At 44.2% G+C, this 19,211-nt stretch carries 10 protein-coding genes; 5 read left to right on the top strand and 5 right to left on the bottom strand.

The window, feature by feature from the left end; genetic code table 11:
- Position 1 precedes the first annotated feature (1 nt).
- Both H6571_20090 and H6571_20095 read right to left on the bottom strand, forming a co-directional pair.
- Positions 2–544, bottom strand: a complete 543-nt coding sequence (locus tag H6571_20090; GenBank protein MCB9326051.1) for a hypothetical protein — start codon at positions 542–544, stop codon at positions 2–4.
- Positions 545–639: 95 nt separating this feature from the next.
- On the bottom strand, positions 640–2,634 hold the full coding sequence (locus tag H6571_20095) for a T9SS type A sorting domain-containing protein (GenBank protein ID MCB9326052.1): 1,995 nt from the start codon (positions 2,632–2,634) through the stop codon (positions 640–642).
- Between the two features lie 249 nt (positions 2,635–2,883).
- On the opposite strand from H6571_20095, the gene H6571_20100 reads away from it, so the two are divergent.
- Both H6571_20100 and H6571_20105 read left to right on the top strand, forming a co-directional pair.
- Entirely contained in the window at positions 2,884–4,710 is a 1,827-nt protein-coding gene (locus H6571_20100; GenBank protein ID MCB9326053.1) for a tetratricopeptide repeat protein, read from the top strand.
- A complete protein-coding gene (locus tag H6571_20105; GenBank protein MCB9326054.1) occupies positions 4,703–5,323 on the top strand; it encodes a response regulator transcription factor in 621 nt (206 codons plus the stop codon). Before H6571_20100 ends, H6571_20105 begins: the two co-directional genes overlap by 8 nt.
- Positions 5,324–6,270: 947 nt before the next feature.
- Here the strand turns inward: H6571_20105 and H6571_20110 are convergent.
- Positions 6,271–8,298, bottom strand: a complete 2,028-nt coding sequence (locus tag H6571_20110) for a dihydrofolate reductase (GenBank protein ID MCB9326055.1) — start codon at positions 8,296–8,298, stop codon at positions 6,271–6,273.
- A 115-nt stretch (positions 8,299–8,413) separates the two neighbouring features.
- Here H6571_20110 and H6571_20115 point away from each other — a divergent pair, with 115 nt between their 5' ends.
- Together H6571_20115 and H6571_20120 are read left to right on the top strand one after the other, a co-directional pair.
- Positions 8,414–8,608 (top strand): hypothetical protein, encoded by a 195-nt coding sequence (locus H6571_20115; GenBank protein MCB9326056.1) that lies wholly within the window; start codon positions 8,414–8,416, stop codon positions 8,606–8,608.
- Between the two features lie 176 nt (positions 8,609–8,784).
- Positions 8,785–9,891: a hypothetical protein gene (locus tag H6571_20120; GenBank protein MCB9326057.1), complete on the top strand. Its 1,107-nt coding sequence runs from the start codon at positions 8,785–8,787 to the stop codon at positions 9,889–9,891.
- Position 9,892: 1 nt separating this feature from the next.
- On the opposite strand, the gene H6571_20125 is transcribed toward H6571_20120, so the two are convergent.
- Positions 9,893–10,963 (bottom strand): ketoacyl-ACP synthase III, encoded by a 1,071-nt coding sequence (locus H6571_20125; protein MCB9326058.1) that lies wholly within the window; start codon positions 10,961–10,963, stop codon positions 9,893–9,895.
- A gap of 292 nt (positions 10,964–11,255) precedes the next feature.
- Between H6571_20125 and H6571_20130 the strand changes: the two genes are divergently transcribed.
- Positions 11,256–11,606, top strand: a complete 351-nt coding sequence (locus H6571_20130; protein ID MCB9326059.1) for a MerR family transcriptional regulator — start codon at positions 11,256–11,258, stop codon at positions 11,604–11,606.
- Positions 11,607–12,239: 633 nt separating this feature from the next.
- On the opposite strand, the gene H6571_20135 is transcribed toward H6571_20130, so the two are convergent.
- Complete coding sequence (locus H6571_20135; GenBank protein ID MCB9326060.1) at positions 12,240–19,181, bottom strand: gliding motility-associated C-terminal domain-containing protein; 6,942 nt, start codon at positions 19,179–19,181, stop codon at positions 12,240–12,242.
- Positions 19,182–19,211 lie beyond the last annotated feature (30 nt).

Consider the following 19,211-nt stretch of genomic DNA (forward strand, 5'->3'; position numbering starts at 1 on the left):
CCTATCTGCTTTGCAATTCAATCTTCAACTCAAATTCCCCAGAAAGCACGTCCTTAGCTCCCGCTACACCTATGACGATGTTGTAAGACTTGTTCACAGAAATATACTCCACCGATTGTGGTTTGGCAGGTGCCCGTAGATTGGGGTTTCCGGCATACAATGGGTATGAAGTCTCACAACTAATGGCCCTGGAAATGTCCGGCGGCAGGTCGTAGTTATTTTCGCCCAGGCGTAAGGCATATACATTGATGCGATTCTTTTTGTCTTTTGGGATTACGGTAATCTTCAGCTCGGAATATGGTGGCATCACCATACGGTATAATACGTGATTACCCTGAAATTCTATGAATCGCGTACCCGGAAAGCAGGCGACCTGGCTGCTTTCTGCCCAACGAAGCGGCATCGTGGCGCCTGTCTCTAGATTTCCGTTTAGAACGGTAGTGTTCCCCGTCAATTCAATGTCTGTGACTTTTGTTTCCTCCTGGGCCATGATAAGTTGGGTTGTTGAGAGGATAAAAATAAGGAGAAATATTGTTTTTTGCATTATCGATGATTTTGATTGGCTATTCAATGAATAATTGTTACTGGCAGTTAAATTTTCAACCCCAATGATACATTTGGTCCCATGGGATTGATCACTCAATTTACCACAACCAGTTTATGGGTGTAAACTGTTTTGTTTTGAACATCGGTTATGGTAATAAAATAATTTCCCTGAACCAACTGCCCGGGCAATGGCACAATCGAAAAATCTGTATTTAAAGTCTTGGTGAAAATTTGCTGACCATAAACATTGTAACAGTTCAAATTTACTTCATCGGAAATGTTTTCAGGCCAATTGATCGTCAGGTGAAGTCCATCCGATGGATTTGGAAAAATGTCAATGGCCTGTTTGGTGAATGATCTATTGTTTGTGCCTACTACCATATTTGTCCAGTATTCCACCAGACCTCCGTCGCCGGAAGCCCATAGATGGTCAAACTCACCGTCAAAATAATATTCCAAATCATGTATGCCCAGGCTGGTGGAACGGATTAATTCCCATGTTTGTCCGGCATCTTCCGTTTTATAAATGCCTCCTGAAAAAGCAGCTGCGGCAGTAACATATCCCTTCGTTTCATTTAAGAAGCAAAAATTACGGTAAATAGCTGTTCCCGGCATACCTATCGTGGTCCAGTTCAAACCGCCGTCCTGTGTGTACAGCAGGCTGTCACTCCAGTTATCCAGGGCGACCAAACCTGTATTCGCATCAAAAAAGGCAATGTCCAGCAAATTTTTATCGGTTCCACTGTCCTGATTCCCCCAGCTTTCGCCACCATCTTCTGTTTTCAACAAGGTTCCGTCCCGTCCGGAAGCAAACCCGATAAAATCATCAATAAAGTATATGCTGTTGATCCAGTTGCTCCCTGTTCCCTCGTAACTTATGGTCCAATTTTGGCCTTCGTCCTGAGAACGATAGATATTGGTATTTTCTGAGGAAGCGAAAATGGTACCGCTAGGTGTTTGGACTAATTTGGACATATAATTCCCTATACCCGATAAAACCTCATCCCAATTGCTCCCACCATCCGTAGTTTTAAAAATGGTTCCTCTTCCGGCGACTAGGTAGCTTTGGTCGCTCAACAAAAGTGCATCTTTTAAATTTTCGAATTCATCATGTGGAAAAGTAATATCCTGCCAGGTCTGTCCCCCGTCAATGGTCTTTAACAGGGCCCAGTCGCCACCTCCGGCAAGGCCGGTTTGTCCATCAAAAAATTTTATAAAAAACAATTTATCCTTCACCCCATCCAACTGGTCTGCCCAGCTCTGAACAGGGTCTTCGGTATAAATGACGGCTCCGTAAGAACCACCCACCCAGGCACGGCCGTCCGGGAGAGTATGGATTTTTTCCATATTATAAGCATAGGAAACCCCGCCGGTGTATTCCCAGGTGACCCCGCCATCTGTTGAATAGTTGATCCGAAAACCTTTGGTGGCATACAGATTTGATTCTCCCCCTGCCTTAAAATCGTTAGGAAAGGACGAAAGCGCGTTTTCACTGATCAAGCTCCATGATTGCCCACCATCTTCAGAACGAAAAATATTTTTCCCTTCGCAGGCAAACCCCAAATTATTATTCACAAAAGATATTTGAACCTTGTCTGTAAATGGAAGGTTATCAATGGCAGCCCAATTGGCGCCCCCATCCGTTGAGGAATAAATGGTTCCGTCAGCAGAAGATGCCCAACCGGTTTGACCTATAGGGAAGGTCATAGAAGTCAGATTCGCTGGTGGTTCCAGCACCAAATTCCAGTTTTCACCATCATCCGTGGAACGTAAAATTTTATTGGAGCCCATAAGCAGTAATTCTCCTCCGGAAAATACCATCATTTCTTTCGTTGAAGTAGTATATTCGCCGAGCATTACAGCCGCCCAAGTGACTCCTGCATCATTGGTTCGGTAAAGGCTCCCCCCGTTGGAAAGAAAACCTTTTTGTCCCCCGGAACCTTCTACATAAAATATAAAATTCCAGTTGTACGGCGGAAGGCCAGCTTCTTGTTTTAGCCAGTTTTCGCCGGCATCAGAAGTGAAATAAACCATGCCGTTCCCGACAGCCCAGCCGTAATCATCTGTACCTACCGAAATATCGTTCATTTGTTTGATATCAAGGTTTGGATGTTGGCGGATCCACTCCTGGGAGTGAAGATTTATAACTAAAAAAGAAAAAAGAAAGGTAATAAAAGTTAATTTGAGATGCCTGGTCATTGTTCGAAATTTAGGGATGTGGGTTTCTGGTTTGATATTTAATTGCGAAATTAGCGGAATCAACAGAGCTTCACATCACCCCCGCGGGTGATATTGGGCAGTTATCAGAAATAATTGGACACCCATTAAGACTTCACTATGATTAGAAAACGTTCCGAATTTGCCACTGGCTTGCTCTTCACCCTATGCTGCATCATACTGGGTTTTCCTCTTTTTGCTCAACCAAAAGTGGATAGTCTCGAGCGTTTGATCGCCGGTACCGATAATGACACCCTCAAGCTCGAATGGTACAACCAGCTTCGCAGAGCATCTTCCTATAACGATCCGAAAAAGGCTAAAGGTTATATCCTTAAATACATCGCGCTGGCCGAAAAATTATCAGATGAACGCCAGGTAAATATCGGAAAAGTCTATCTAGGCAATACCTGTTATGCGCTGGGGGAATACAACAAAGCTTTGGAAATATTTCTAGAATCAGAAAAGTATTTTACGTCCCAAAAAGACACCACTGTCCTCGGCAATATTTACAACGGCATGGCCGCTGCCTCTGAAAACAGCGGCAGCGACACCATTACCTTAAAGTATTTCACCAAAGCCTATGACCTCTTTAATGCCCGGGGGGATAATCGTCGAAGTGCCATGGCTCTGAACAATATGGCGAATATCTATGTCAACAGGAAGGATTATCCCAAAGCCATTTCATTACTGGAAACTGCATTTCGGAAAATACAGGACGCCAAATTCCCGGAATATCAGTCCCTGATCGGGAATAACCTGGCCAATGCCTATAAGGAAGCCAATGAATTGGACCGGGCGGACAGTTTGTACCTTTGGGTGATCGGTCAGACCGATGAAACCGAAGATGCCTACAATTACCTCTATGCCAACAAAGGGCTTGGAGAAATTCAATTGCTGCGCAACAACTTCCCCGCGGCGATAAAATACCTGGAAAAGGCAAAAGAGCTTTCCCAACAGAACAATTTCCTGACCAACCGGGATGAAATTTATTACTCTCTTTACATGGTTTATAATCAAACCGGGCAGTTAGATCAAGCCATTAATGCTCTGCGGAATTACACCTCCTTGCGGGATTCCATTTTTACCATTGAAAAAGATAAAAACCTAGCAGAGGCATTGCAAAAATACGAGTCTGAAAAAAAGGACAAGGAACTCGCCCAAAACCAGTTGGATCTCGAACGACAATCGCTTCAAAAACGAAACTCATTAATCATTGCCATCGCTGCGATACTCATGGCGGCTATTGCTTTTTGGTTTTTGTATTTTAAATCAAAAACCAACCAGTTGCTCCAGAAGCAAAAAAATATCATCCAAAAAGCCCTGGATGAAAAGGAACTATTGCTCAAGGAAATTCACCATCGGGTCAAGAATAACCTCCAGGTGATTTCCAGTTTGCTCAACCTTCAATCACGCACCATTAAGGATCAGGAGGCTAAAAATGCCATCAGGGAAGGACAAAACCGGGTAAAATCCATGGCCCTGATTCATGAAAATCTATATCAAACGGAACACCTGACCAGTATGGAAGTGGGCGATTATATTGGCAAACTTGGAGAGAGTCTTTTCAATTCCTATAATGTCGATCCCGACAAAGTAAGCTTTAAAATGGATACAGAGCCGCTTCAACTGGATGTAGACACCCTGATTCCGCTGGGTCTCATACTCAACGAACTACTGAGTAACGCCCTGAAACACGCCTTCCCGGGAGACCGCAAAGGGGAGATCATCGTTACCTTTAAACGACAATCCGATGACCTCCTGCTAAGTGTCAAAGATAACGGAGTAGGATATTCGGCGACCAACCCAACCATGAAGAAAAAATCCTTCGGACTGACCCTGATTGACGCATTTTCTGAGAAATTGAATGCTGCCGTGGAAGTATTGGAGCAAAGCGGCACCTCCGTCAATATTTACATCAAAAACTACAATCTGGTCAACCATGAATGAAATAAAGGTATTGATCGTGGAGGATGAACCTCTCATCGCACAGGACATCGCTTCGATCCTGGAAGGCTATGATTACAGCATTGCCGGCATCGCAAATGCTCCGGCAAAGGCCATGGAATTCCTGTCCAATAATACCCCGGACATAGCCATTCTTGACGTAAACCTAAACGCTGAATCCGATGGCATTAGCCTTGGGGAATACATTCTGAAAAATCATAATTTTCCAATCGTTTACCTGACGGCTTACGCAGATAAAAATACCATCGAACGGGCCAAACACACCAAACCAATGGGCTATATTGTCAAGCCATTTGATGAAAAAGATATCTTTACTACCCTTGAGATCGCCTTGTTCAATTTTGCGAGCATGCGCAAACCTGTGATATTCGACAAAAACTTGATCAACAATCAGTTGCACAGTCCCCTGACCGATAAAGAATTCGATATTTTTAAAGATATCTATGAAGGGAAAACCAATCAACAACTTGCCGATCAACATTTCATCAGCATCAATACTGTAAAGACGCACGTAAAGAATCTTTATGACAAATTAGACGTCCGCTCGAGAACCGAAGCGATCGTTCTTTTGCGAAGTATACTGAAGCAGGGCTGACAGCTGAACATAAGAAGCAGCTTTATGAACTTTATGACTTTGTGGTTTTTTTCAACACATAGTAACATAGAACACATAGCATCGCCAAAGAAGCTCCTTTATGAACTTTGTGACTTTGTGGTTTTTTTCAACACATAGTAACATAGAACACATAGCATCGCTAAAGAAGCTCCTTTGTGCACTTTGTGACTTTGTGGTTTTTTTCAACACATAGTAACATAGAACACATAGCATCGCCAAAGAAGCTCCTTTATGAACTTTGTGACTTTGTGGTTTTTTTCAACACATAGTAACATAGAACACATAGCATCGCTAAAGAAGCTCCTTTGTGCACTTTGTGACTTTGTGGTTTTTTTCAACACATAGTAACATAGAACACATAGCATCGCCAAAGAAGCTCCTTTATGAACTTTGTGACTTTGTGGTTTTTTTCAACACATAGTAACATAGAACACATAGCATCGCTAAAGAAGCTCCTTTGTGCGCTTTGTGACTTTGTGGTTTTTTTCAACACATAGTAACATAGAACACATAGCATCGCTAAAGAAGCTCCTTTATGAACTTTGTGACTTTGTGGTTTTTTTCAACACATAGTAACATAGAACACATAGCATCGCCAAAGAAGCTCCTTTGTGCACTTTGTGACTTTGTGGTTTTTTTCAACACATAGTAACATAGAACACATAGCATCGCCAAAGAAGCTCCTTTATGAACTTTGTGACTTTGTGGTTTTTTTCAACACATAGTAACATAGAACACATAGCATCGCTAAAGAAGCTCCTTTATGAACTTTGTGACTTTGTGGTTTTTTTCAACACATAGTAACATAGAACACATAGCATCGCCAAAGAAGCTCCTTTATGAACTTTGTGACTTTGTGGTTAATTAAAAAAGACCGGCACCCAATACGGGTCCCGGCCTTTCTTTTTCTGATGAAAAATGTTAATTTATTTCAAAAAGCTATAGTCTTTGGCATATTCCAGCATTTGTGCCGTGAAGTCGTCCGGATATTCGACTTTGATATCGGTGATTTCGCCGTTGGCATCCGTTATGGGAACCAGTTTAGGGTTAATAAATCCACCGTATGGAGGAATATTCAATTTTTCGGCACGCTCCAGGACTTCTGCATGTAACGCCTGGTCCACTTTGACTCCATAATTTTCCACAAGAGCTCTTCCAGCTTCGTAATCCCCTTCGGATTTTATGCGTTGAATTTCGCGAAGCAAGTCTCCAAAGTAACCACGGAGTTTTTGATAATCATTGATTTTAAAATAGGTTTTGCCGTCTCTGGTTACCCGTTCGACTACATTGTCGGCTTTGCCTTTTTCAAAGGCCCATGAGGCTACAAGCTGTCGATTCCTCATATGAGATTCCTCTATGTCTTTTCCTGGTTGTATCCTTCTCAACTGCGTCATCATACCATTCATAATATAATCGTCATAAGCTGTTTTACCAACCTCCATATCTTCTACCAGGCCCAGTTCGATCAACTTTTCATCCATGAGAAAATACAATCCAACGAGGTCGGCACGGGCTTCTTCCAGTGTGGAAGCATAACTCTTCATGGTTTCTTTAGGCGTTCCCACACCCGGGTTGATCTGACCAGAGGCGTGACCGACAACTTCATGAAGTGCCGTATGCAATTTATCGGCAAGACTTCCGTATTTTTTGGCGCGCTCGATTTCAGCTTCATCATAAGCAAATTCTGCTAACATGCCTGGCCCGCTTGCTTTTTCATAAGCCTCGATAATATTGCCCAGGCTGACAGATTTGGAACCATGGTCTTTCCTGATCCAGTTGGCATTGGGCAGGTTTACCCCAATAGGCGTTGAAGGAGAGGCATCTCCGGCTTCACCGGCCACAGTAACCACCTTGTAGGTCACCCCTTTCACCTCCTTCTTTTTGTGTTCATCCATTATGGTGGAATTGTCTTCAAACCATTGAACATTATCGGCCACAACCTTCATCCTTTCCGAAGCATCAAAATCTGTGATCTCCACGACAGTTTCATAAGAACCGCGATAACCTTTGGGGTCGTTGTATACTTCAATGAACCCGTTGATATAATCCACGTCACCTTCTGTGGTTTCCACCCAGGCGATATTGTATTCATCCCATTTTTCAAGACTTCCTGTTTTGTAATAATCAATCAGTAAACCAAAGGCTTCTGCCTGTTTTTCATTTTCGGCCACTCCTTTGGCCTTTTCGAGCCAATAGATGATCTTTTCAATGGCTGCTCCGTACAATCCATCTACCTTATATACTTCTTCTCTGATTCCTCCATTTGAAGTTCTCACCATTTTTGAATTCAGTCCATAAGAAATCGGGGTGTCCGACTTCTTCATGATGCTGGCATAAAAAGCATCCACTTCGGACTCTGTAATATCCGGGTCATAAAAATTGACGGCAGAACCTTTTAAAAGCCCTTTATCAGGGTCGAGATTCACTTTTTTATTGTCAATCGCCGGATCAAACATAGCGGCCAAAGCTTCAGCCGAAAGATTGATCCCCAGTTCATTGGTTACACTTTCAAAATATTTCTGTGAAAATTCGGGAATGAATTTATCCGTAGAATAATGATGATGAATACCATTTGAGAACCAAACGTTCTTTGAGTACTCCACGAGTTTTTTCCAGTCTTCAGAATTTTTGTCTCCTTTATAATCTGCAGCGATCTTATCTAGCGCTTTACGGATTTCGAGGTTGTGGCGATAATTCATATCGTACATAATGTCCCTGCCCGAAAGCCCGGCCTGGGTCAGATAATATACCAGTTTCTTTTGCTGAAGGCTAAGTTTGTCAAAACCCGGAATCTGGTACCGGATGATCTTTTTATCTGAAAAATTTTCAGGATTCCAGTTGAAAGCAGTCTCGTCAGTGGCGCTGGTCTGCTCATCCCCTTCTTTTGTGGCAGGCTGGCAGGCTGATAAGACTACTAATAACAATGCCCCAAAAAATGCAAATGATTTGTTCATATTTTTAAATTTTATTTGATTAGAATTTCACTCCGCGAAGTTCGTAAAAAACAGGCAAAGGACATAATTACTTCATTGGGGAAGTGTATCTTTACCTTGATTAAATAATATAATAATGACAATAGAAAAAAAGTGTCTCGTTTGCGGAAGCACGAGTGAGGAAATGCCTCTTTTGACGTTTGAATTTAAACAGCAAAATCTTTATGTATGCTCACAGCATATTCCCATCATTATCCACCAGCCACACCAACTACAGGGGCTCATCCCCGAAATGCCGGATCGGGGGTCGGAACCTCATCACGAGGATTGATTGCCAGAAGGTGCTTCATTTTTTATTTTACAGGATCCTCATGCAACTATCCAGGAGGGTACTTTCCAGTGGCTAAAAAGATCTTCTGACTCTTAGGAATACCCCCCGGTTTTTTGTAACTTTAAACGTTTAAAAGTCTCTTTTTTTGGTTTTTAGAAATCAAATTCAATACCACGATGAAGATCTTTTTTTCATTGATCATACTGATCCACGGTCTCATTCACCTCATGGGTTTTGTTAAAGCATTTCACCTCGCCAATATTGAACAACTCCCTCAATCCATTACCAAACCTGTGGGATTATTATGGTTGCTAACGACCATTTTATTTTTGTTGGCCTTGTTATTTTTCCTGACCGACAAGGAATTCTGGTGGTGGTTTGGGCTGACAGCTGTGGTGTTTTCCCAGGCATTGATTGTCATGAGTTGGACAGATGCCAAAGCCGGGACCATAGCCAACGTCCTCATTCTTATCCCAGTTTTAATTGCCTTTCTTAATACCCGTCCGGATAGTTTTAAAAATATTTTTGAAACCACCGTTAAGGAACAACTGACTTCCAGGCTGGTTTCAGAAAACCTTTCACAGGAAGATCTGGTAAATTTGCCTGTAACCATTCAGCAATACCTGCGGTTTGTCGGAGCTGTAGGAAAACCAAAAATTCACCATTTCAAGGCAACCCTAACGGTAAAGATGAAAACGAAAATGAATGGCAAATGGCTGAAAATTGAGGCATGTCAATACAATTTTTATGATCCTCCTTCCAGGGCCTTTTACATTAAATCCAGTATGTTTGGCATCCCCTTCGATGGACTGCATATTTATCAAGGGAATGAGGCGACGATGAAAATTAAACTGGCTTCTCTTTTTTTAGTTGCCAATGCAAAAGGTGAAAAAATGACACAGGGAGAAACGGTCACCCTGTTTAATGATATGTGCCTGTTTGCCCCGTCGACACTGATCGACAAAAACATTCAATGGAGGGTGATAGATTCTTTGACTACCGAGGCTACTTTTACCAATGCTGGCCATACAATCAAAGCCAGGTTATTTTTTAACGAATCGGGCGCATTAACCAATTTCAGTTCCGATGACCGGTACGAATCATCCGATGGCAAGACCTACAACAATTATCGATGGACTACGCCCGTAAAAGAATACAGGGAAATTGACGGACGCAAAATCCCTACATTTGGGGAAGCCATCTGGCATACCCCAAACGGACCTTTTGTGTATGCTAATTTTGACATTGGGGAGGTGGAGTATAATGGTGAAATTTTTGAATAAATCAACGCTTATACACCATCGCATTAATATTCATCCCCGCACCCACCGATGCCATCAAAAGAACGTCCCCTTTGTCAATGGCATGGCCTTCAAGTTTTTGCTTCAGGATCAGGTCTAACAGGGTGGGAACGGTAGCCACCGAGCTATTGCCCAACCTGTCTATGCTCATCGGCATAATACCTTCCGGAACATTTGGAGTTTTATACAACCTGTAAAATCGTTTGATGATGGCGGCATCCATTTTCTCATTGGCCTGGTGGATGAGAATTTTTTTCACCTCTTCAATATCTACTCCGCTTTTTTCCAGGCAATGTTTCATGGCTGTCGGAACATGATTCAATGCAAATTCATAGATTTTTCGGCCATACATTTTGATGTAACGAACATCAGGCGTTTTTCCCGGTTTGAAGGACTTGTCAAAATACAGGAAATAGGCCTCATCATAAGTATGCGTTACGCTTGCTGTTGCCAGGATACCACGTGGTACGTCCTCCTCCGACTTCTCTACAATGCAGGCTCCGGCACCATCGGAATAAATCATAGAATCCCTGTCGTGCGGATCCACCACACGGGAAAGCGTTTCTGCGCCAATAACCAGGCATTTTTCAGCCATTCCGGCCTTGATAAAGGCATGAGCCTGAATCATTCCCTGTATCCAGCCCGGACAACCGAACAGGATATCGTAGGCCACGCAATCAGGCGATTTTATCCTTAATCCATGTTTGACCCTCGTTGCGAGGCTAGGCACGGTATCTGCCTGAACCTGTCCAAATTTTACATCCCCAAAATTGTGTGCTAAAATGATATAATCCAAGGTTTCCGGATCGATCCCGGAATCGTCAATGGCTCTTTGCGCCGCTAGCGTTGCGATATCAGAGGTCACCATATCTTTGGAAGCATACCGGCGGGCTCCGATTCCGGTAATATCCTTAAATTTCGAAACAATTACCTCGTTCGGTGCGGTCAGTTTTTCTCCTTTCTCATCGTAAAAAGATGTCTCAATAAAGTCTGAATTCTTTACCTCCCGGTCAGGAATAAAACATCCTGTGCCTGTTATAATGGAATTGGTCATTACAATTGATTTTGTTTTAGCTAACCCTCCAAATTTAATAATTTTTGGTGGGAACACTGCATTTTTCAATCGATCAAATTCAACCTTTTTACGTTTTCTAAATAAATATAAAAAACCCAATCCGGCACAAAGAATAATCAGGCTTATTAAAGTTATTATTCAAAAGTAATTGTAACTTAGAGATTTAGGAATACCGGGTTCAGACTAAAAGTCGACCTTACCTGAAATGATTTTTAGAAACCTTGCCCATTTCAAATAAAAATCGTACATTTTCTTTCTAAATTGTATAAGGATGGCACAAATACCTATTTTCGACGAACAGGATGAGGAATTAAAGAGATATTTTAGCATCAGCGAAATCGCCGAGATGTTCAATATTTCGACCTCCCAGATCAGGTTTTGGGAAAAAGAATTTGACATCCTCAAGCCTCATAAGAACAGTAAAGGAGAAAGACGTTTCACTCGCCAGAATATCCAACAACTTGAAACCATTCACAACTTGTTACGCGACAGGGGATTCACCCTGGAAGGAGCAAAAAAAGAACTCAAACGGCGGAAAAATGCAGGCAAGGAAAAACTCACCTATATTGAGAAATTAAAAGCCCTCCGTGAATTTATGGAGCACCTAAAAGAACAATTCTAGAACCTGTCTTTCATCCCTAAAAAAAATAATGCCGGAACTAAACTTAATCAGCACCGGCACTATCAATGACCCTCATGTAATAATAATTCGCAATTTTTATACGATGTTATTCTGAAGGGAGTGTTTGTCCGTTTTTAAGTGTATAAGTAGAAGGCTGCTTTCTTCCTAATTATAAACTTTTGCGAAAAAAAATGAGGGCGGAATGATCCCGCCCTCCTCTCCGTTTTCTCTGCAAAAATTAACGGTTTTTAAAATAAGGCGATTAGCCAACTTCAAATTGGCAATGTACTATAGAATATTAAATCTTTGTTTTCTCATAGTGTGGTTAGGATCTGGGGGTCACACCAAATGGCAGAGGATATCCAGCATCATGGATACTTATATTATTGAAAGAATTAGACCAATTTTTTAGATTTTATAAAACATGGAGCACCCCTGACTATAACCTACTGATTTACAACAAACAAGGCTTAAAATTTATTGTCATGATAAATTTAGGTTTCAAAATTATCGCCTTAAAAACGAAATTATTCCGTTTTTAAGCGAAAACCGATTTCGTCTTTCAGGAAAACGAAGTTTTAATTACGGATATAGCATTTGAAAATTGCGATAAAAACCTGCTCTATTAGTTAATTACCGCATCAGAATAACATCCCCCTTTACCTGTTCGATCCAGCCGTCAACAAATTCAATGCTCACATAATAGCCAAAAACAGCAGCATTCATCAATCGTCCGTCAAGGGTTCCATCCCATCCAAACGTCGGATCATTGGGTTGGAAATTTTCATGCTGATAAACCAGGTTCCCCCAACGGTCGTAAACCTGGAAAGTGAGGATTTCTTTAACCTCCGGTCCCCCGAATATCATGAAAATATCATTATTCCCATCATCGTTGGCCGGTGAGAATACATTGGGAATATAAAACTGCCTCGGTTTCACCAGGTTGATGAGGATCACGTCTGAATCCGTACAGCCGTTTTCATCCACTACGAAAACAGAATAGGCTGTCGTGACTTCAGGGTTCAGTACCTGAACAGGGTTCGAGGGATCGTCAAAAGCCTCAGCCGGCATCCAGTACAGGGTGTCATAGGTGGTTCGGTTGACCAGCGCTTCTACCCGGACGCTGTCTCCCAGCACAAGCTCAATGTCCGGTCCAAGGTCCACTACCAACTCTTCGGGTTCGAGCAAAATAATACTTTCCTGCCATTCACAACCATTAACGTCTCTTACCGCGAGTTCATAAACACCGGCGGTGAGGCCGGAAAAAACGGAAGTGGAAGTAAAGGAACTCCCGTTGAGGGAATATAAAAATAAAGGCGTTCCTCCCAAAACAGTATCCACGGTGATGCTGCCTCCTGAATAATTGAGACAACCAGGCTCTATTACGGTTACCTCCACCCCTGTCAAAGGCGTGGCAGCCTCAAGCACCGCCACAGTTCCTGATGAAGAACAACCATTTTGAGTATTCAAAATTTCCAGGGTATAATTTCCCGCTTCCCCCACAAAAGCCACGAGGGAATCCTGACCGGATAAAATAAGCCCGGGGTTGGCGGTCCACTGGGAAAAATACTGGCTTCCTGTGGATGAATTACCGGCATCGATTTTCACTTCACGGATCTCACAATCCAGCATTTCCGATACTGGTTGAATGATCACCGTTGGAGACAACGTATCTATATCAATAAAAATATCAACGGTCGATTCACAACCATTTTCTTCGTTCACAACTGTCATCATATAAACCCCGGGCTCAAATACGAGCAGCGACAAGGCATCTTCGAGAATAATCCCTTCCGCCTCAGTTGACCAGATAACCATCATTCCCGTCGTATCGGTGGCCGTTGCATCAATTACGACCTGCTCATTGGCACAATCCAGGTCCAATGGAGGTTCGTAAAGGATCGGCGGAAGTATCGTGTTTTCCCCCACAGTGAATTCAAGGGAGTCCAAACATCCATTTTCAGTATCTGTGACCAAAAGCAAAAAGAGCCCCGAAGCATCGACTCCAACGGAATCAGCCATCAAATCTCCGAAAAGGTGACCATCATCCACTACCTGCCATTGAAAAGCCAGTGAAGCCCCGGTAGTAGAAAAAGAACCCGCAGCCTCTACAATCAAACTATCTACAGTACAGGTAAGTTCCAACGCTCCAACCCCATTGATCACAGCAGTCGGTGCATCAATCATTTGATCTACTAAAAGGGAATCAATGGCTACGCACCCGTTTTGATTATCCAACACCGTGAGAAAATAAATCCCGGGCTGATCGATTTCGGGCGTTGATGTGCCATCGCCATTTAAGATATTGCCATCCGGAGTCGACCATAAAAAAGAAGCATTACCACTTGAAGTCTGGGCGCTTCCTTCAAGGATCAGGGTAGCCACCGAGCAGGTAAGCGTGGTATCCTGACCGGCTTCCGCGATGGGTATATTTACATCGAGACTGATCACAACACTGTCGATGGAGGTACAATTATTTGATGTGGAAGTCCCCTGCAGGTAATAAACTCCTGGGCCAAATATGACTGCCTGCAAATCTGTCGGATGATTGATGAGTTGCCCTCCATCGGCTGTCCACAAAACATCAATCATCGCCATATCTGGTCCGGCCATGCCTTGTAATACCAGGCTATCGGAATTACAAAGCAAGGTGGCGTCGATTCCTGCATCGACCATGGGAGGCACAGTATCCTGAGTAACCATTACGGTAAGTGCGTTGGAGCATCCTGAATTGTTATCCTTCACCTGAAACTGGTAACTTCCGGGGGCATTCGCCTGAAATTCAAGATTGTCCATACATTCCCCTGTTACCGGGTTGCCTGAAACATCCAGTGGGCACCAGGTTACTGAGTAAGAAGCTGCCGGCTGTGGCGTATTTCCCGTAAGGGTAATTAAATTCGTCTGACAATCCAGCACCCCCCCTGGAATGGGCTGAATTTCAGGAAGGTCGTCGGTAATGCCCACATGAACACTACTGGTATCGTTACAACCATTCAACATATTTGTCACGGTCAGCAGGTAAGTTCCTTCACAACTCACAATGGGATTCAGACTATTGAGGCCCATCAGGCAATTCGGAGCCGGAGCCTGCCAGCCGTATGAATAATTATTCCCTAAACTGGAACCGCTTCCGTCCAGGATGATAAGAGACACATCACAGGTTAGGAGCTGATCACTACCAGCATTGGCTATCGGCGGTAAAGTATCAATAACCACGGCGACCGTATCATAGTTGAGGCATCCGGTGAGGGTATTCTCCACTTCAAGCACAAAGGTGCCGGGGGCATAAGCCACGGCAAATCGCTGGTCAGTGGGGGCTATTAGCGAACCAGTTATGGAAGTCCAGGAGTAATTAAAATCAGGTCCGGAGGAAGTCATATTATCTCCCAGGGTAACCGAGGAGCTATCACAGGTGATCGTAGCATCCGCGCCGGCAAAAGCATCCGGCAGATCGAACTGGCCCGACACGATCACTGAAACTGTAGTGGAATACCCCAGGGTATCGGTGGCCGTGAAATTATAAATCCCCGGAGCGCCAACAACAGGGTTGAGAGAGGTGGTATCTGAAATGATTTCCCCGTTGGGAGTAGTCCATTCAATTTCACACCCCCCGCAGGGTTCACAAAACTGCCCCTGCAAAACAATGGATTCAACGTCACAGGTAAGCTCATCAGGAGGAAGGATTTCAAGACAGGGAATACATATTTGTTCAACGACATTGACCGTTCCCGTGGCCATACACCCACTCTGAGTATTCAATACTTCAAGCACATATTCTCCCGTAGAATCGATAAGCACCACGGATGAATCTGCGGATACAATACCTGGACCTGACCAGGTGTATTCATAAACACCGGTGGCAGGACTGACAAAAGCCTCCAAAGCAAAGGTGTCGCTTTCGCAAAGAAAAACCGAATTGCCAAAAACGATATTGGGTACGGTATTATTCAAAAAAACTTCCACCACGTCAAAAGCACTGCAATCATTCAGGGTATCCACCACTTCAAGGAAATAAATCCCGGGAGTATTCACGGCTATGAGGGGTTGAAACCCCAGGGTATCATCCGAAATGCTTGTCCACACATAGGCGATTGATAATCCGGTGGAGGATTCTGTCCCATCCAAAAAGACCGTTTGCTGGGTACAAGTCAGCGTATCCGAAGGCCCCGCCTCAGCGACCGGCACCCCTTCATTGGCAAAAACCTCTGCCGATAAGGTGTCGCTTATTCCAATGGCAGGATTGGTTACGATCAGGGTATAAAGACCAGCGCATATCACCTGAATATCCTGTGTGGTCGAATTGGTCAGGATACATCCGGGCGCAGGTCCTTCCCAGGCGTAAACATAATTCGGGTTGGGGGGCGTTACTTCAGTGTCTACAAAGGTAATAGATTCTCCACAGGTGATTGGTTGGGGCTCATAAGCCAGGCTTACTTCAAAATCACAATCCAATACGACTTGAATGCCGGCCGTATCGATGCACACCTGGTTAATACTTGAAACCACCAATTGATAAAATCCGGGTTGGGAAACCGTCGGCGAATTCCCGCTTAAAGCCACGGGCTGCCCGTCTAATAACCATTGGTAAATGGCCAGGGAAGACGCAGAGCCATCCAGTGTCACTGTCCCGGTTTCACAGGAGATAATAGCACTATCAGGCAAAATGGCAAACAGCGCTGCAGGATCCGTTGATACGACCACCGTATCCCTTGCCTGGCAGCCGGAATCTACATCCGTCAAGGCTAAATAATAGGTACCGGGGCAACTGATGGTTACCACCAAATCATCCGCCGGGGTTTCTATACAAGGGCCCGTCCATTGAACCGCCAGGTTTTGTGTAACATCAGAATTGGATCCGTCCAGGATAAGACTTTCATCACCACAGGTGAACTCCTGGTCCGGCCCCCCATCAACATAAGGAATCTGCTGGTCAGCCCCGAAAATAACCGTAGAAGTATCCCGGCAGCCATTGATCTCATTGATGACTTCCAACTGGTAAACGCCTGAAGAATCAGCAGCATTAAAAGGCCCGCCAGGAGGTTGGGTAAAGTGTCCATCTGAGGTGATCCATGTGTAGGTAAACTCCGCTCCCATGGACGTATTCGGTCCTCCCAAAGGCAATTCAGTAATATCACATGTGAGAATACCATCCTGGCCCGCATCCGCGACTGGACGAAGGGTATCTTTTACCACCGTGACCATGGTTGAATTTTCACAAAAATTGAACATATTGGTTACCGTTAGGGTATAAACACCTTGTAGATTGATCAGCGGATTGGCAATATCATTACTTCCAACTATTCCGGGCCCCGACCATTCAAAGAGCAGGCTGTCCTGCGGGGTTGAGCCGCTGCCGTCCAGCACCAGTTGATCCTGTAAACAATTGAGTGTATCGGGAGTGGCAATAATGGCGGAAGGCGATTCATGATTGCCTGTTACCAAAACGCTGTCCGTAGCCATGCAGCCATTTTCCTGATTTTCGACCTGGAAATAATACGTCCCGGCACAGGAAACGGTGATGTCCGGATCCGTCGGTAAGGTTTCAATACAAGGTCCGGTCCAGTTGGACGCATAAATGCTTCCGGTGGAAGACCCTGCTGAAGAAAGCGATCCATCCAGGGTCAGGCAGTTGATCACAAATCCATCGCCGGCTTCTGCAATTGGAGCAAGGGTGTCTATGGTAATGGTTACTGAAGATGTATCCCTGCACCCGTTTTCCAAATCTCTGACGACCAGAGTGTATGCCCCCGCTCCATCCACGACGGGCATTTTTATGTTTGAGGCGGAGACAAAATGTCCCGTGGGAGTTGTCCATTGATAACCTATCCCGGGCCCCATCGTAGTGGCCGGACCACCAAGAGTGACCGTAGGTTGTGCGCAGGTAATGGTATCCGGCAAACCGGCATCGGCCATCGGGGCGGCAAAAGATTCAATTACGATAACGGTATCCCTGTTAAAGCAGGTGGTCGTATTGAGCGTTGCTGAAACTTCCAGGAAAATCGTATCTGCCTGTTCCACCATCAAAAGTAAACCTGACCCCAGGAATTGTCCCTGAATATTGTACCAACCATAGGTAAGTTGTCCCTGTGGTTGAGAGCCGCTGCCATTCAAAAAAATGCCCTGGTTAAAACAATTGATGGTATCCGGTGCTGTGACCAGGGCAGTTACCTGCAATACATTCAATGTTAAATTCACGGTACTGTCACAACCGGCCGCAGAAGTCATCAATACCGAATAAACACCTTGTTCCGTAAAGGTACTATCCCCAACCGCAAAACTATCTCCGGCGCATATTGTAACATTTCTGTCAACAAAAACAGGCTGGAGTACCGTCAGGTTCAGATTTACAATACTATCGCAACCCAGGGCATAGGTTTGTAAAGTGTCGGAAAACAATCCCGAGTTGAAATAAACGGAAGGGCCAATCTGTACCGAATCTCCGAGACAAATGGTTGAATCCACTACAATTATGGGGGATTGTTCCAAATGCAGATTCACATTCACAATACTGTCACAACCGGCGTAATTAAGCAAAGTGATGGTATGCAACCCTTCTTCCATCAGCGTAGTATCGCCCACCATGATGGAATCTCCCGCGCATATCGTTTGTTCAAAACTTACAGGATCCGGAGTGGCAACAATATGGATGAGCATACAACTATCCGTAAGCTTGCCGCAAAACCAGGGCGTCAGGCTATTGAGTGAATCTCTGAAGACATCCAACCTAAGCGTTCCGTCGGCGACAGGAAGACTGTCCAGTTCGGTAAGGCGATAAGAAAGGCCACAGACTTCGTATTGACCTGCTGGATAATTCAGTAAATTGAGGGTAGTGTCATAGGCAATGAGCAAGCTATCCTCATATATTGTGTATTGGTAGCCATATTCGGAAGTATCGGCAGGCCCCGTGATAAAAAACATTTCCGGATCAAATATCAGGCTGGAATCCCCTTCACAGGTCAGCAGATCAGGCTCATTGATTTCTCCGGGCACGGCAAAACAACAATCCACGCCCCGCGAATCGCAAAAGATCAGCCGGATAAAAACGAATGCCCCGGGATAATTTGACGGATCATTATTGATGGTAAAAGTCCACTGTCCATTGACCGGACCGGTATTAAAATCTTCCAGGCAGCCGTTATAAGGATGATAAGAGCCGTCGTATTGTCCACCAGACACAAAATTATTGGGTTGATCATTATCCCATTGGGCCAGGTACCCCAGGTCAGGCATCGCCGTTTCGCTGCATTGAACGAAGGTGATTTTCCATTTGGTAAAAAAGGTAAAAGCAAAAGGATCGTCCGTATTCGGCCCGATCAGGTCCACCGTTTGACCGGCAGGAGAGGTCAGGGAAACTTCGAGGTTTTCCGAAAGCTGGTGGAAGAAATGCAGTTCTACTCCACACAACCCCTGCATGGGGTCGGAAAGGTCGTTGTTAAAATAATCTGTAAGGGTAAAATCAACAGTAGAGGTACTGTTTGTCTGAATAAGAATAGTATCCGCCAGGCCGCAGTTTTGCGTTTTGGCAGCAATGGGAATGATGAAAATAAAAAACAAAATGAGTAAACGATGCCTCATATATTAAAGTTCATGGGATGTGGGACAATG

The sequence above is a fragment of the Lewinellaceae bacterium genome (assembly GCA_020636105.1).
GTDB lineage: Bacteria > Bacteroidota > Bacteroidia > Chitinophagales > Saprospiraceae > BCD1.

Coding starts and splice junctions, on each gene's coding strand:
- H6571_20135 (MCB9326060.1), bottom strand. CDS start 19,181: ATGAGGCATCGTTTACTCATTTTGTTTTTTATTTTCATCATTCCCATT.
- H6571_20130 (MCB9326059.1), top strand. CDS start 11,256: ATGGCACAAATACCTATTTTCGACGAACAGGATGAGGAATTAAAGAGA.
- H6571_20110 (MCB9326055.1), bottom strand. CDS start 8,298: ATGAACAAATCATTTGCATTTTTTGGGGCATTGTTATTAGTAGTCTTA.
- H6571_20105 (MCB9326054.1), top strand. CDS start 4,703: ATGAATGAAATAAAGGTATTGATCGTGGAGGATGAACCTCTCATCGCA.
- H6571_20090 (MCB9326051.1), bottom strand. CDS start 544: ATGCAAAAAACAATATTTCTCCTTATTTTTATCCTCTCAACAACCCAA.
- H6571_20125 (MCB9326058.1), bottom strand. CDS start 10,963: ATGACCAATTCCATTATAACAGGCACAGGATGTTTTATTCCTGACCGG.
- H6571_20095 (MCB9326052.1), bottom strand. CDS start 2,634: ATGAACGATATTTCGGTAGGTACAGATGATTACGGCTGGGCTGTCGGG.
- H6571_20115 (MCB9326056.1), top strand. CDS start 8,414: ATGACAATAGAAAAAAAGTGTCTCGTTTGCGGAAGCACGAGTGAGGAA.
- H6571_20120 (MCB9326057.1), top strand. CDS start 8,785: ATGAAGATCTTTTTTTCATTGATCATACTGATCCACGGTCTCATTCAC.
- H6571_20100 (MCB9326053.1), top strand. CDS start 2,884: ATGATTAGAAAACGTTCCGAATTTGCCACTGGCTTGCTCTTCACCCTA.